The sequence below is a fragment of the Marinobacter orientalis genome, assembly GCF_004792665.1.
Classification (GTDB): Bacteria; Pseudomonadota; Gammaproteobacteria; order Pseudomonadales; family Oleiphilaceae; genus Marinobacter; species Marinobacter orientalis.
The window spans coordinates 378,588-393,013 of the sequence record NZ_SRZX01000002.1 but is presented as its reverse complement, the minus strand read 5'-3'; the positions used below and the strand labels follow the sequence as shown (position 1 = coordinate 393,013).

15 protein-coding genes are annotated in these 14,426 nt (G+C 59.1%); 12 read left to right on the top strand and 3 right to left on the bottom strand.

Annotation, left to right across the window (positions count from 1 at the left end; translation table 11 throughout):
• Positions 1–87: 87 nt before the first annotated feature.
• Together DIT72_RS10000 and DIT72_RS09995 are read left to right on the top strand one after the other, a co-directional pair.
• Entirely contained in the window at positions 88–1,329 is a 1,242-nt protein-coding gene (locus DIT72_RS10000) for a lipoprotein-releasing ABC transporter permease subunit (protein ID WP_135955091.1), read from the top strand.
• Entirely contained in the window at positions 1,322–2,032 is a 711-nt protein-coding gene (locus DIT72_RS09995) for an ABC transporter ATP-binding protein (RefSeq protein WP_135955090.1), read from the top strand. Before DIT72_RS10000 ends, DIT72_RS09995 begins: the two co-directional genes overlap by 8 nt.
• Here DIT72_RS09995 and DIT72_RS09990 read toward each other — a convergent pair.
• A complete protein-coding gene (locus tag DIT72_RS09990; RefSeq protein WP_135955089.1) occupies positions 2,020–2,595 on the bottom strand; it encodes a DUF2062 domain-containing protein in 576 nt (191 codons plus the stop codon). The two genes, DIT72_RS09995 and DIT72_RS09990, sit on opposite strands and share 13 nt — an antisense overlap.
• Before the next feature lie 80 nt (positions 2,596–2,675).
• Between DIT72_RS09990 and DIT72_RS09985 the strand changes: the two genes are divergently transcribed.
• The 9 genes from DIT72_RS09985 to murB all read left to right on the top strand — a co-directional run bounded on the left by DIT72_RS09985 (position 2,676) and on the right by murB (position 11,500).
• Positions 2,676–5,069 carry a DNA internalization-related competence protein ComEC/Rec2 gene (locus tag DIT72_RS09985; RefSeq protein ID WP_135955088.1) on the top strand — a complete coding sequence of 798 codons (2,394 nt, stop codon included), beginning with the start codon at positions 2,676–2,678 and terminating at the stop codon, positions 5,067–5,069.
• Positions 5,070–5,162: 93 nt separating this feature from the next.
• Positions 5,163–5,789, top strand: a complete 627-nt coding sequence (locus tag DIT72_RS09980; protein ID WP_135955087.1) for a MotA/TolQ/ExbB proton channel family protein — start codon at positions 5,163–5,165, stop codon at positions 5,787–5,789.
• 5 nt (positions 5,790–5,794) lie between these two features.
• Positions 5,795–6,217 (top strand): ExbD/TolR family protein, encoded by a 423-nt coding sequence (locus DIT72_RS09975; protein ID WP_135955086.1) that lies wholly within the window; start codon positions 5,795–5,797, stop codon positions 6,215–6,217.
• A complete protein-coding gene (gene msbA / locus DIT72_RS09970) occupies positions 6,214–7,989 on the top strand; it encodes a lipid A export permease/ATP-binding protein MsbA (RefSeq protein WP_135955085.1) in 1,776 nt (591 codons plus the stop codon). The genes DIT72_RS09975 and msbA overlap by 4 nt, the downstream gene beginning before the upstream one ends.
• A complete protein-coding gene (lpxK, locus tag DIT72_RS09965; RefSeq protein ID WP_135955084.1) occupies positions 7,986–9,014 on the top strand; it encodes a tetraacyldisaccharide 4'-kinase in 1,029 nt (342 codons plus the stop codon). Before msbA ends, lpxK begins: the two co-directional genes overlap by 4 nt.
• The gene (locus DIT72_RS09960; RefSeq protein WP_135955083.1) at positions 9,007–9,195 is read left to right on the top strand and encodes a Trm112 family protein; all 189 of its coding nucleotides are present in this window, start codon (positions 9,007–9,009) and stop codon (positions 9,193–9,195) included. Before lpxK ends, DIT72_RS09960 begins: the two co-directional genes overlap by 8 nt.
• 12 nt (positions 9,196–9,207) lie before the next feature.
• Entirely contained in the window at positions 9,208–9,996 is a 789-nt protein-coding gene (gene kdsB / locus DIT72_RS09955) for a 3-deoxy-manno-octulosonate cytidylyltransferase (RefSeq protein ID WP_135955082.1), read from the top strand.
• Positions 9,993–10,472: a low molecular weight protein-tyrosine-phosphatase gene (locus tag DIT72_RS09950; protein WP_135955081.1), complete on the top strand. Its 480-nt coding sequence runs from the start codon at positions 9,993–9,995 to the stop codon at positions 10,470–10,472. Before kdsB ends, DIT72_RS09950 begins: the two co-directional genes overlap by 4 nt.
• The gene (gene murB / locus DIT72_RS09945; protein ID WP_135955080.1) at positions 10,469–11,500 is read left to right on the top strand and encodes a UDP-N-acetylmuramate dehydrogenase; all 1,032 of its coding nucleotides are present in this window, start codon (positions 10,469–10,471) and stop codon (positions 11,498–11,500) included. The genes DIT72_RS09950 and murB overlap by 4 nt, the downstream gene beginning before the upstream one ends.
• Positions 11,501–11,537: 37 nt before the next feature.
• Here the strand turns inward: murB and DIT72_RS09940 are convergent, their stop codons facing one another.
• Entirely contained in the window at positions 11,538–13,271 is a 1,734-nt protein-coding gene (locus tag DIT72_RS09940; protein WP_135955079.1) for a proline--tRNA ligase, read from the bottom strand.
• 108 nt (positions 13,272–13,379) lie between these two features.
• Between DIT72_RS09940 and DIT72_RS09935 the strand changes: the two genes are divergently transcribed.
• The gene (locus tag DIT72_RS09935; protein ID WP_135955078.1) at positions 13,380–13,805 is read left to right on the top strand and encodes a PaaI family thioesterase; all 426 of its coding nucleotides are present in this window, start codon (positions 13,380–13,382) and stop codon (positions 13,803–13,805) included.
• Here DIT72_RS09935 and DIT72_RS09930 read toward each other — a convergent pair.
• Positions 13,793–14,290: an Lrp/AsnC family transcriptional regulator gene (locus tag DIT72_RS09930; protein WP_135955077.1), complete on the bottom strand. Its 498-nt coding sequence runs from the start codon at positions 14,288–14,290 to the stop codon at positions 13,793–13,795. The genes DIT72_RS09935 and DIT72_RS09930 overlap by 13 nt on opposite strands.
• Between the last annotated feature and the right edge of the window lie 136 nt (positions 14,291–14,426).

Below are 14,426 nucleotides of genomic sequence, written 5' to 3'. Positions count from 1 at the left end.
TACTGATAGAAGTTTAGCAGCTTCCTGCCAGCCCGTATCGGGGGCAGGAATTTCGACAGACCATAAGGCAGCGACAGGCTCCCCCCAATGTTCAGACCCTTATCACTGTATATCGGTTTACGGTATACGGCAGCCAAACGACGCAACCACTTCATTTCGTTTATATCACTCACTTCCATGATCGGGCTGATGCTCGGTGTTGCGGTGCTGATCATCGTCCTGTCGGTGATGAACGGATTCGACCGTGAGCTGAAGCAGCGCATTCTGGGAATGGTACCCCATGCCACCATACAGGCCGCCGGTGTGCTTCAGGACTGGCAGGAGGTCGATCGCCAGGTTGAGCAGCACCCATCGGTGATTGCCGCAGCCCCCTACATCCAGGGGCAGGGTATGGTGACCGGTGGCGGCGATGTCCGGGGCGTTATGCTCAACGGCATTCTGCCGGAGCAGGAGCGAAGTGTATCGATCATCGAGGATCACATGATCGAAGGTGGCCTGGATGATCTCAAGTCCGGCGAATTCGGGATCATCATCGGCAAACTGATGGCATCCGCGCTCAGGCTGCAGATTGGTGACAAAGTGACCGTGGTATTGCCGGAGGCCTCGGTGACACCCGCCGGCGTTCTGCCGCGGCTGAAGCGGTTTACGGTCAAGGGTGTGTTCAGTGTGGGGGCGGAGCTGGATGGCAACTACACCCTGATTCACATGGATGACGCCTCGAAGCTTATGCGTACCGGTGGCAAGGCCGAGGGTGTACGGCTGCTGGTGGACGATCTGTTCCAGGCGCCCAGGGTCGCCAGGGACGTGGCGACGGAACTCAGTGGCCGCCATTACATTTCTGACTGGACCCGAACCCACGGCAATCTGTTCCAGGCCATCCGCATGGAGAAAACCATGATCGGCCTTCTGCTGATGTTTATCGTGGCCGTGGCGGCCTTCAACATTGTTTCCACCCTGGTGATGGTGGTTACCGATAAAACTGCGGACATCGCCATTCTGCGAACCATGGGGGCGACCCCCGGCAGAATCATGCGTATCTTTATTGTTCAGGGCGCGGTCATCGGTATCACCGGTACGCTCGTCGGCACGGCCCTCGGTATTTTTGGCGCCTATAACATCAGTGGATTCATCGCCTGGCTGGAAGAGTTCATGGGGCACCAGTTCCTCAGTGCAGACGTGTACTTCATCAGCTATCTGCCGTCCCAGCTGCAGTGGCAGGATGTCTGGATTATCAGCGGTGCCGGCCTTGCGCTGAGCCTGCTGGCAACAATTTATCCGGCGTGGCGGGCATCCCGCGTCGATCCGGCGGAGGCTCTGCGTTATGAATGATTCAGCACCCATGAACAGGGAAAAAGCTCTGGTAATCGACTGTGACAGGGTCACCCGCACCTACAATGAGGGGCCGGGGAAACTCACCATATTCTCGGATATTTCGCTGAAGGTATCTGCCGGAGAATCTGTCGGTATTGTCGGCAGTAGTGGCGCCGGCAAGACGACGCTGCTGAATCTTCTCGGGGGACTGGACAAACCCTCTTCCGGCCATATTGATATCTGTGGTCAGGATATCCACCGCATGAGTGAAGCCGGGCGGGCGCGCTTCCGTAACGGTCACCTGGGGTTTGTCTACCAGTTCCACCATCTGCTTCCGGAATTTTCCGCGCTTGAAAACGTGATGATGCCATGCGCACTGGGCGGGCTCGCGGTCAAGCCGGCATCGGACAGGGCCAGTGCCATACTTGAGCGTGTGGGGCTTGGCCATCGTCTGGCCCACAAGCCCGGTGAGCTGTCTGGTGGCGAGCGTCAGCGGGTCGCCATTGCCCGGGCACTGGTAAACGAGCCTGAATGCGTGCTGATGGATGAGCCGACGGGAAATCTGGATGAGCAGACCGGGGACGGGGTTCGTGACCTGATTGAGTCACTGAGGGACCAGATTGGTATTGCTTTTGTTCTTGTAACCCATGACATGAGAATGGCCAGGAGCCTGGGTCGGGTGTTGCGCCTGGAGCAGGGCGAGCTGTTTCAGGAGCTTTGACTGTCACGATTCCGCTCTTGTCGGGCCTGCCTGGCCAGCCGGCGATAGCGGATGCGGGTCGATCGGCGTTGCTGCCAGTCAGAGCGAACCTTGCGACGCCACAGGAACTGGATGATGAGATAAGCCAGGCATGCCGACAGGGTGGCTACCAGCAGGGATCCCAGATACAGGGGGATGCCGATATCGAGGAGCCGCCCGCTGAGCCAGGACCAGGACAGCTGGAACTCGAAATTCAGCACCGGGCGGTCAAGGATCCAGGCCCCGATCTTGTAGTTGAAGTAAAACAGGGGAGGCATGGTCACCGGATTGCTGATCCACACCAGTACCACTGACAGTGGCAGGTTGGCGTTGAACCAGATCGCAAAGAACGTTGCCGCAAGCATCTGGAAAGGCATCGGGATGATGGCCAGGAAAATGCCCACAAGGAAGGCGCGGGCAACACTGTGCCGGTTGATGTGCCACAGGTTGGGTTCATGAAGGATATCACCGAGGAAGTGCAGCGATTCAATCGCGCGCACCTTTTCCGGCGATGGTAGATATCGTTTCATGAACTTCTTTGGCATCGGGAAGTTCTGCCTGCTCAGGACGATGTTTCCGGGAATGTGCGGCGCCCGGGGAGGACCAACTATCAGGAGGACAAGGATTGTCCGGAAGTTTTATGGCCAGGGTTGGCCTCGCGGGCTATGCCAGCGGCGTTATCTTACTGTATAGCCTTGCGGTCTTACCACCTCTGCCCTGGCTGATGTCAGCGATGGTAGTCCCGTTCGTGACGCTGATGGCCACGGCTCAGCCGGTATCCAGAACTGTCGCGGTATTGGTTGCTGGCGGTCTGGCCGGTATGCTCTGGTCGGCCTGGCAGGCTGATATGCGTCAGCAGTCCATGCTTCCGACCGGTCTGGAAGGGGAGCTTCTGGAAGTGTCCGGGTATGTGTGTGATGTTCCCTCCAGCGGCAGTTTCAGCAGTGTCCGTTTTGCGTTCTGTGTCGATCAGTGGCATCTGCCGTGGCGTCCTGAACTTCCGGAGCCAACATCGTTGCCGCAGAAGATCCGTCTTGCCTGGTATGGCGAAGCGGCGACAACCAGCATTCCCCATCGCTTGCGGCTCGAGGTGGTTCTCAAGCGTCCCCATGGCTCCGTCAATCCCGTGGGGTTTCGCTACGAATCCTGGCTTTACCGGAAGGGGTTCGGCGCCACCGGCACTATCCGTGATCTGGTTGCGGACAGCAGCGTTGACTGCAGTAGCGGCTGTCACTATCACCGCTGGCGCAACGGTCTTGTCGCGGCAGCTTCAGAGCGGCTTGCCAGGGCCAGGCATTTTCCGCTTATTGCCTCTCTGATGATCGGCTACCGTGGGCACATGGAGCCCCGGCACTGGGACGTCCTCAAGGCCACCGGCACGATACATCTGGTCGCGATTTCCGGACTGCACCTGGGGCTGATAGCGGCGGGCGCGGGCTTCGTCTGCCGGCGATTACTGCTCTGCCTGCCACAGGGCCGGGTATCGCCGGGCCGGCTGCGGGGCATCGTCTTTTTCTGTGTCGCCGCTGCCAGTTTCGCCTATGCGCTTGCGGCGGGCTTTTCAGTGCCTACCCGGCGGGCGCTGATCATGGTGCTCATTGCCGGCTGGGTTTTGCTGGGAGCGCGGAGAGCCGGAGCTTTCACCGGACTGCTCGGGGCACTGGTTCTGGTGTTGCTGGGCGACCCGTTTTCACCCCTGGATCAGGGCTTCTGGCTGTCATTCGCAGCGGTTTCCGTTCTGGTACTCCTGTTCAGTCTGCGTTTGCGCCAGGCCGGATGGTTCCGTGGGTTACTGCTTGCCCAGCTTGCGGTGTTTGTCGCGCTCTGGCCAATTCTGGAAATGCTTGGCCAGCCCCAGGCTGTGGTTGGCTTTGTGGCCAACCTGTTTGCCATACCCTGGGTATCGCTGGTGGTCATGCCGGTTCTGGTGCTTGGGGCGCTGATAATGGCGATGGCGCCGGTGGCTGATGAGTTCGTCATCAGCGTTTTTGACCTGGTGTTTGGTGTGCTATGGCAGGGCCTGATCCGCCTGGCTGATATGGAAGTGGTCATGCCGGGCCTGGGTGCGCCGACACTTGCGCTGCTGGCTGTTGTGGTCATGGTGGCTTTGCTGGTGCCATTTCGTGGTTTTCGCCTGGCCACCGTTGGCCTGGCTGCTTTGTGGGCAACAGTAGCGCTGGTCAGGGAGGTGCCCGGCGGGGCCGGAAATACCCCGGTGGACGTGCCGGAACTCTGGGTGTGGGATGTCGGTCAGGGGCTTTCGGTGATGGTACGTGATCGGCAACAGGTGTTGATATACGATACCGGCCCGGCGCTGGAAGGCGTCTATTCCGCGGTTGACTCGGTGCTGGTGCCCAATCTGAGAGAGCTGGGGGTTCATCACATCGACACCCTGGTCATAAGTCATGGCGACGGCGACCATGCTGGCGGATTGCTCCAGTTGTTTGACAGCTTCGATGTGGGGCAGGTGATTACCGGGGAACCGGAGCGGGTGACCGGCATGCTGGCGGATGTTTCCGGTGTGACGATAAAATCCTGCGCTCAGCACGAGCCCATGGTAATGGGCAGTCTGGACCTGTTGTTCTGGCGCAGCCCCGGGAACGTTGAGGGTAACGACGCTTCTTGTGTGCTGACCATCCGCTCTGCCTCCGCAGATGCAGAAGTGGTTCTGCCCGGGGATATCACCCGGCGGGCAGAGAACAGATTCACTGCGGGTCGCCGGCAGGAGGCAGCGGCTTTCCGTATTGTCCTGGCGCCCCACCACGGCAGCATAACGTCGTCTTCAGAGCAATGGGTGCGGGGATTGGCACCGGATATGGTGGTATTCAGCGCAGGTTACCGGCACAGGTTCGGCCATCCCCATCCCGATGTGGTAGGCCGGTATCTGTCCGCCGGTAGCCGGCTGCTCAATACGGCCACATCCGGTGCTGTGCGGATGGTATTGCAGCGTGATGGAGTGTCGGTAACGGAGGCCAGGGCGCACACGCCGTTCTGGATACGCAAACCGGAAAGCCGCTGATGTTGCGTATAAAAACCGTGACATTCCGGGTGTGGCCTACGCCAGTAGCTATGCTAAAGTAGCGCGGCTTGCCAACAATCAGGGAGACCAAGCGTGTTCGAGCTTTTGAAAGCCGGTGGCATCCTCATGGTGCCGATTCTTGCCTGTTCCATTCTTGCCCTTGCCATCATTCTTGAGCGTTTCTGGACACTGAGACCGTCCAGGATAACGCCACAGCACACCATTAACGAGTTGTGGCGCTGGATAAAGAAAAAAGAGCTCAACGGGCGCAAGCTCAAGGCCCTGCAGGCGTCTTCTCCCCTGGGCCGCATCCTGGCAGGCGGGCTGATGAACGCAAAGCATGGTCGCGAGATCATGAAAGAAAGCATTGAGCATGAGGCCAGCCAGGTCATCCATGATCTGGAACGTTTCCTCAATCCCCTGGGCACGGTCGCGACCATCACACCGTTGCTTGGTCTGCTGGGCACCGTCATAGGCATGATCAAGGTGTTTGCCGAAATCCAGCTCGCAGGCGTCGGTGATGCCGGCAATCTCGCGGGAGGCATTTCCGAAGCCCTCATCACCACGGCTTCGGGCCTCAGTGTTGCCATTCCGGCTCTCATTTTTCACCGTTACTTTATCCGCCGTGTGGATGAGCTCGTTGTGGGCATGGAGCAGGAAGCCATCAAACTGGTTGAGGTAGTGCACGGCGACCGCGAAATCGACGTGGAAGGAGCCTGAACACCGTGAAGTTCAAGCGCCAGAGAAGTCAGGAAGTCGGGGTTGACCTGACGCCACTGATCGATGTGGTCTTCCTGCTGCTGATATTCTTTATGGTTTCCACCACCTTTACCCGTGAAAGCCATCTCAATATCGAACTGCCGGAAGCCAATGGTGAGCGGTCTGAATCCGAAGCGAAGCTGATTGATGTGGTTATCAATGCGGAGGGGCAGTATATTCTCAACGACCGCAGCCTGGTGAATAACCGTCGCGAAACACTGCAGCGCGCCGTCAGCGAACTTGCGGGTGACAATACCTCCCTGCCGTTCATTATTACCGCCGATGCCCGCACACCCCATGAGTTCGTGGTTCGGGCCATGGACGTTGCCGGTCGTCTCGGCTTCGCCAGACTCAGCATCACTACCGAGCGTGAGGCGGAAGGCCAGTGAGCGATTCCACCTCTGCAGCCGATTCCGTTGCGCAGCCGGCAACCAACTGGGCGACCTACAAGCGCCTGCTGGCTTATGTGAAACCCTTCTGGCTGGCGTTCTCTCTGGCAGTGGTGGGAAACGTCATCTATGCAGCCGCTTCCACCGGCATGGCTGCAGCGATGGAATACGTTATCACCGCGCTGGAGAATCCTACTGCTGAAAACCGCATACAACTGACACTGCTCATTGTGGCGGTATTCGCCTTTCGCGGTGTGGGTACCTTCATGAGCCAGTACTTTATCAGCTATGTCGGGCGGCAGGTTATCAATGCCCTGCGCAAGCAGGTTTTTGACCGCTTGCTGAACCTGCCCTCCCGGTATTTCGATGAGAATGCCTCGGGCCGCCTGGTATCCAAGCTCACCTTCAACGTCGAACAGGTTGCCGAAGCCACTACTAACGCAGTCACCATTACGCTGCGGGAAGGGCTGACGATCCTGGGCCTGCTCGGGTTCATGATCTATACCAACTGGAAGCTGACGCTGGTGTTCCTGGCGGTGGGGCCATTGATTGCCCTGGTGGTCAGCTATGCCAGCAAACGGTTTCGCAAGATCAGTAAGCGGATCCAGGGTTCCATGGGCGACATTACCCACGTGGCGTCGGAATCCATCAGTGGCTACCGGGTCGTTCGTACTTTCGGTGGTGAACACTTCGAGCGGGAGAGGTTTCGCAAGGTGAGCGAGAAAAACCTGGAACAGAGCCTGAAGATGGCCTCTACCCAGGCTATCAGCATACCGGTGATTCAGGTGCTGGTGGCCATCGCCATTGCCTCACTGGTCTGGTTCATGCTGGCCCCTCCAATCCGCGGGGCAATGACCACCGGTGAGCTGGTGGCCTTCATTACCGCTGCAACCACCATGGCCAAACCCATCCGCCAGGTTACTTCGGTGCACGCCAAGATCCAGAAAGGTGTGGCGGCAGCCCACGACGTGTTTGGCACCATGGACGAGGAGCCCGAGCATGACACGGGCAGCTACGCACCGGAACGGGTCGACGGCAATATCGAGTTTGATAACGTGTCTTTCCGCTACCGGGATCAGCTGGAAGATGTGCTCAAGGGCATCTCGCTGACTATTCCGGCCGGCCAGAGTGTGGCGCTGGTAGGACGCTCCGGCAGTGGCAAATCGACGATGGTCAGTCTGCTGCCAAGATTCTATGAATACACTGGCGGCGATATCCGGCTGGATGGCCATTCTCTGAAAGAATTCACTCTGGAATCACTGCGGGCCCAGATAGCGCTGGTCACCCAGAATGTGGTGCTGTTTAACGACACCATCGCTGCCAATATTGCCTACGGCGCTCTTCGGCACCACAGTCGCGAACAGATCGTCGACGCTGCCGCCAAGGCCCATGCCATGGAGTTTATCGAGCGCATGCCGGAAGGTCTGGACACCATGATCGGTGATAACGGCGTGATGCTCTCCGGCGGCCAGCGCCAACGCCTGGCGATTGCCCGCGCGCTGCTGAAGGACGCACCAGTGCTGATTCTGGACGAGGCGACCTCGGCTCTTGATACCGAATCCGAGCGCCACATCCAGGATGCCATGGAAACGGTCATGAAAGGCAGGACAACCCTGGTCATTGCCCATCGTCTGTCGACCATTGAAAACGCAGATCGCATTCTGGTGATGGAAAGCGGAGCGATTATCGAATCCGGCCGCCACGAAGAACTGCTTGCAAAAGGCGGTGCCTACGCCCAGCTTCATCAGATGCAATTCAGCGAGCAGGCATGACTGCGCTGGTAGACCGGCTATGGTATGGCGACAAGCGCCCCTTGTGGCCACTGTATCCGCTGGCGTGGCTTTACCGGGCCATTGCCGAAAACCGCAGACGTCGGGCGTGGCTGGCCCGGAACGAAAACATTCCGGTCCCGGTGGTGGTGGTGGGGAATATAACCGCCGGCGGCACCGGTAAATCGCCTTTGACCTCAGCCCTTGTCCGGCTGCTGCGGGAACGCGGTTGGCAGCCGGTTATACTGAGTCGGGGCTATGGTGGCAAGGCCGACCGCTATCCTTTGCTGGTTACTCCGGAAACAGGCCCTGATGTGGCAGGCGATGAACCGGTAATGCTGGCGGCGGAGTCCGATTGCCCGGTGGTGGTCGATCCGGACCGCAAACGCGGCGCCCTCTGGGCCCTGGACCAGAAGCTGGGTAACATTCTGGTGTGCGATGACGGGCTCCAGCACTACCGATTGCCCAGGGACATAGAGCTGGCGGTGTTCGATGCGGCCCGGGGCATTGGTAATGGGGCCCTGATTCCGGTAGGGCCGCTGCGCGAGCCCCTGGAACGGCTGGCCTCAGTCGATTTTGTCATCGCCAATGGCGGCCATCTGGGTGGCATCGAGCACGAACACCAGTTCACCATGAACCTGGCTCCGACGGAGCTGCGCAATCTGGTTACCGGCGACACCCTGTCGCCGGACCGTCTCCGGGGGCAGCCGGTAAGGGCGGTAGCGGGAATCGGCAACCCGGCACGTTTTTTCGATACACTGAAGGGCCTGGGCGCGCAGGTCAGGCCACGTGCACTGCCGGATCATCACCGGTTTACCCCTGAAGATCTGCAGTCAGAACAGGGGGAGTGGCTGGTAATGACGGCGAAAGACGCCGTCAAATGCCGCGGGTTTGCCCATGACAATGCCTGGGTGCTGGCCGTCAAAGCCGGGCTTCCGGAGTCGTTCGCGGAAGCGTTTATGGCCAGCGTCAATCACTGTCGTCAATCACCGGATTCCAACGAAACTGTGAGAACACACCATGGATAAGAAACTGATGGCTCTGCTGGCATGCCCGGTCTGCAAAGGAGATCTCAAGATCAACGACGACAAGACCGAACTGATCTGCTATCAGGATGCGATGGCGTTCCCGATTCGGGAAGGTATACCGGTCATGCTTGCCACCGAGGCTCGTACCCTGACTACTGACGAGCGCCTGCATAAACACTGACAGGAAGCCTGTATGTCCTACACCGTTGTGATTCCGGCCCGCTACGCATCAACCCGCCTGCCGGGAAAGCCGCTGGCCGACATTGCCGGAAAACCAATGATTGCCCATGTCTATGAGCGCGCCTGCGAAAGTAATGCCGGCCGCGTGATCATAGCCACCGACGACCCCAGGATTGAAGCAGCCTGCCGGGCGTTCGGGGCAGAGGTGGTGATGACATCCGCCGGTCATGCCAGTGGCACCGACCGCCTTGAAGAGGTGGCCCGGCTGATGGACTTCGGCCCGGACGAACGGGTGGTCAATGTACAGGGAGACGAGCCTCTGATCCCGCCGGAACTGATTGACCAGGTGGCTGCCAATCTGGAGATCCACTCCGATGCCGCCATCGCCACACTCTGCGAACAGATCTCGGATGCGGCCAGCGTGTTCAATCCCAATGTGGTCAAGGTGGTGTTTGACCACCGCGGCATGGCGCATTATTTCAGCCGCGCACCGATACCCTGGGCAAGGGATGCATGGCAGGCTGCAGACACCCGGAAACAGTTACCGGAAGGGGCGCGATATTACCGCCACATTGGTATCTATGGGTATCGTGTCAGTCTTCTGCGGAACTTTGTCACCTGGGCTCCAGCGCCGACGGAAGTGACGGAATCCCTGGAGCAGCTGCGGGCGCTGTATAATGGAGCCCGCATTCATGTGGAAGAAGCCTGCCGGGTACCGCCGTCAGGAGTCGATACGCGGCAGGATCTTGAGCGCCTGCGGCAAACCATGACAGCACAGCAGAAGGAGGCCCCAAAACCATGACAGCACCGGTAAAGGTACTTTTTGTCTGTCTCGGCAATATCTGCCGCTCCCCCAGCGCCGAGGGCGTTTTCCGTCAGGTGGTTGAGCAGGCAGGGCTTGATGACCGGATAACCATTGACTCCTGCGGCACCGGCGACTGGCATGTGGGTAAAGCCCCCGACGCTCGCGCCATTGCCGCAGCACGGGAACGCGGCGTTGATATTGGCACTCTGCGGGCACGCCAGTTCAGCAGCGACGATCTGGACAGTTTCGACTATGTACTGGTTATGGATCGCCAGAATCTGGCGGATGTGCGGGACGTCTGGCGCCAGCACGGCGGTACCGAGCCGGTCCTGTTTTTGCGGTTCGGCAGCTCCGGGTATGATGAGGTGCCCGACCCCTATTACGGCGGTAATCACGGTTTCGAACAGGTGCTGGACCTGATCAGTGAAGCCAGTGAGGGATTGCTGCAACATATCCGGAAGCGATTGGCTTGAACGCTCAGCCCCGGATCCAGGAGAACGTCTTCCTCGGTGACATGAACAGCCTGGGCATCAGTGCCCGGGCTCGATATTTTGTCCCAGTGACCTCTGTTGAAGCGCTCAAGCAGGCATTGGCCTGGGCGGCTGAAAAGTCGGTGGAGCCGCTGATTCTAGGCGGTGGCAGCAACCTGGTGTTTGCCGGTGATTATCGGGGGCTGGTTGTTCGCATGGCGATAACCCGCCGGTGCTGGGAACACATAGAGGGTGACGAGGCAACACTGATACTGGGTGCCGGTGAAAACTGGCATGACGTGGTTATGTACGCCGCCTCTGTCGGCTACCGCGGTATTGAAAATCTGGCGCTGATCCCGGGTACCGTTGGCGCGGCGCCGGTACAGAACATCGGTGCCTATGGCTCGGAGTTGCGGGATACCCTGCTGGAAGTCAGTGCCCTGGACCGACACACTGGCCGTGAAGTCACGCTCACCAACAGTCTGTGTCATTTCAGTTACCGGGACTCCCTGTTCAAGCATGAACCCGGTCGCTATGTCATCACCACTGTCCGTCTGCGACTGTCCCGCTCCCGGCCATTCTGCCTGGATTACCGCGACCTGGCCGAATACTTTGACGGCCGTGATGCGCGCAGTCTGACGCCACTGGATGTGGCGAATGGGGTAATGGCGGTGCGGCGGCGCAAGCTGCCTGACCCGGCCCGGCTTCCCAATGCCGGCAGTTTCTTCAAGAATCCGGTCGTGCCCATCGAAACCTGGCACGCCTTACAGCAGGCCTATCCGGATATCGCCGGCTATCCCGGTGATGACAGTGCCAAGATTGCGGCAGCATGGTTGATTGACCAGTGTGGCTGGAAGGGGTACCGCAATGGCAGGGTTGGCGTTCACAACCGGCAGGCTCTGGTGCTGGTAAACCACTCCCATGGCAGTGGCGAGGATGTGCTGGAATTGGCGGACAGGATTCGCGGTGAGGTAAAGGCGCGCTTCGGTATCGCGCTGGAGATGGAGCCGGGAGTGGTCGGCAGCCCATGATTTCGGGGGTACCGGTCCACTCCCGTCAGGTGAGGCCTCAGAGCCCTTTTCGGGGTGAGGCACTGATCAGGTAGGAAAGCACTTCTGTCAGCGGAACATCCTGCTTGTCTTCATCCCGTCTTCCCTTGTATTCCAGGGTTTCTGCCGCCAGGCCCCTTTCGGACACCACGAAGCGGTGGGGTATGCCAATCAGCTCCATGTCAGCAAATTTCACGCCCGGCCGCTCGTTGCGGTCGTCCAGAAGAACATCAAAGCCGGCCTGGCGCAGCTGTTCATAGAGCTTTTCACCAGCTTCCATCACCGCCGGTGATTTGTGGGCGTTCAGCGTCACGATGGCCACTTCAAACGGCGCAATGGCCTCCGGCCAGATGATGCCCTTGTCGTCGTGGTTCTGCTCAATGGATGAGGCCACAATCCTGGACACGCCAATGCCGTAGCAGCCCATTTCCAGAATCGCACTTTTGCCATTCTCATCCAGAACGGTGGCATTCATTGCCCTGCTGTACTTGTTGCCCAGTTTGAATATATGGCCGACCTCGATACCACGACGGATTTCCAGGGTGCCCCTGCCATCCGGGCTGGGGTCGCCTTCCACCACATTGCGCAGGTCTTCCACCCGTGGCAGGGGCAGGTCGCGCTCCCAGTTTACGCCGGTCAGATGGTAGCCTTCCTTGTTGGCGCCACAGACAAAGTCCGCCAGATGGGCGGCACTGCGATCAACAATCACCGGTACCGGCAGACCCACCGGGCCGATGGAGCCTGCCTTGCAGCCAATAGCCTGCTCGATTTCCTCATCGGTGGCCATGGTCAGCGGCTCGGCCACCCCCTCGAGTTGCTCTGCCTTGATGTCATTGAGGGTATGGTCGCCCCGCAGGACCAGCGCTACCAGGCCGCTGTTCCCGTGTTCGTCTTCTTCGGCCCGGACCATCAGGGTCTTGACCGTTGCGCTGGCGTCGACCTTGAGGAAACCGGCAAGGGCTTCAATTGTGTGCTGGTCGGGCGTTGCCACTTCCGTCATGTCTCTTGACGGCGCTGGCCGCTCTCCGGCCGGGGCAGCGGCCTCGGCCTTCTCGATATTGGCGGCGTAGTCGCTGTCGGTGCTGAAAACAATGGCGTCCTCGCCGGACGAGGCCAGCACATGGAACTCATGGGAAGCGCTGCCGCCAATGGCACCGGAGTCCGCTTCCACCGGGCGATAGTCCAGGCCCAGCCGTTCGAAAATCGAGCAGTAGGTGCGGTGCATGACCTGGTAGGTCTCGTTCAGGGACTCGGCATTGACATGAAAGGAATAGGCATCCTTCATGATGAACTCCCGGGCACGCATCACCCCGAAGCGGGGGCGTCGTTCATCACGGAACTTGGTCTGGATCTGATAGAAGTTCGCCGGCAGTTCCTTGTAGCTTTTCAGCTCGTTGCGGATGATATCGGTGATGACCTCTTCGTGGGTGGGCCCGAAGCAGAAGTCACGGCCGTGGCGGTCGTTCATCCGCAGCAATTCATCACCGTACTGCTCCCAGCGTCCCGATTCCTGCCATAGTTCGGCGGGTTGCACGGCAGGCATCAACACTTCCTGGGCGCCGCTCTTGTCCATCTCTTCCCGTACGATGCGCTCAACCTTGCGCAGCACCCTGAGTCCCAGTGGCAGCCACGAATAGAGGCCGGAGGCCAGTTTGCGGATCATCCCGGCCCTGAGCATCATCTGGTGGCTGACGATCTCGGCGTCTGCGGGCGTTTCTTTCTGGGTGGCAATCAGGTAACGGCTTGCTCGCATGGTGTTATCCGTAAGCAGTTGAAAAGGGATTCTTTATTTATCACATGGTGCCCGCTATTGTACGGAGCGAATACCACAAGGTACAGATGGACAGACGGAGAGAAGTGAATGACGCTGACAGCCGCTGAAGTCGAAGCAGTAATCCGGGCCGGTGTGCCCATGGCAGAAGATATCGGCTTTACCGTAGATGAAACCGGCGACCGGGGCTATGCCCGTACCCGCCTGGTATTCTCGGAGCGGCTTATCCGCCCGGGTGGCACCCTGTCCGGCCCGGTGCAGATGGCCCTGGCGGATGCGTCCATGTACGCGGCCGTCATGGCTGCCATCGGCAGGGTAGAGATGGCGGTGACCAGCAACCTGTCCATCAATTTTCTGCACAAACCGGCCCCGGCCGATCTGGTTGGAGAGGCCACGGTATTGCGTATGGGGCGCCGTATTGCTGTCTGCGAGGTGCGCCTGCTGTCGGGGGAGGGTGATCAGCAGCAGGTTGTCGCCCACGTTACCGGCAGCTATGCCTTGCCTCATGACAGGTAGCCCAGTGGCAGAGCCGTGCTGTCGATCACCCGTCTCAGCACAAAGCTGGAGTGGACACCGCTGACTCCCTGGATGCGGGTGATGCGGTTGAGCAGAAAATGGTGATAGTGATCCATGTCCGGCACCACAACCTTGAGCATGTAGTCGGCGTCCTGGCCGGTGATCAGGTAGCATTCCTGCACTTCCGGGTATTCGCTCACCTGTTTCTCGAAAGCAGCAAAGCGTTCGGGTGTATGGCGATCCATACCGATCAGGATGATCGCGGTTAACGAAAGCCCCAGCTTCTTGTGGTCAAGTATGGTGACCTGCCGGACAATCACTCCGGCTTCTTCCAGGGCACGCACCCGTCTCAGACAGGGGGAGGGCGAAAGGCCCACCTTGTCTGCCAGTTCCTGGTTGGTCAGGGAGCCATCCTGCTGCAATTGCTCAAGGATATTGCGGTCAATCCTGTCGATCTTGACAGGCGAATTGTTAGAATTTGACATAAACTGCCGTTTATCTATTAATCTTTGAAAGAATCTGGCTATTATCAATCTTTACAGGGCAAAAAAGCAATCATTTTCCCTGTTGCAGGCGTTATCCTGATTGACAGTCAACGAATTCCCAGTGATACAGCAAGGA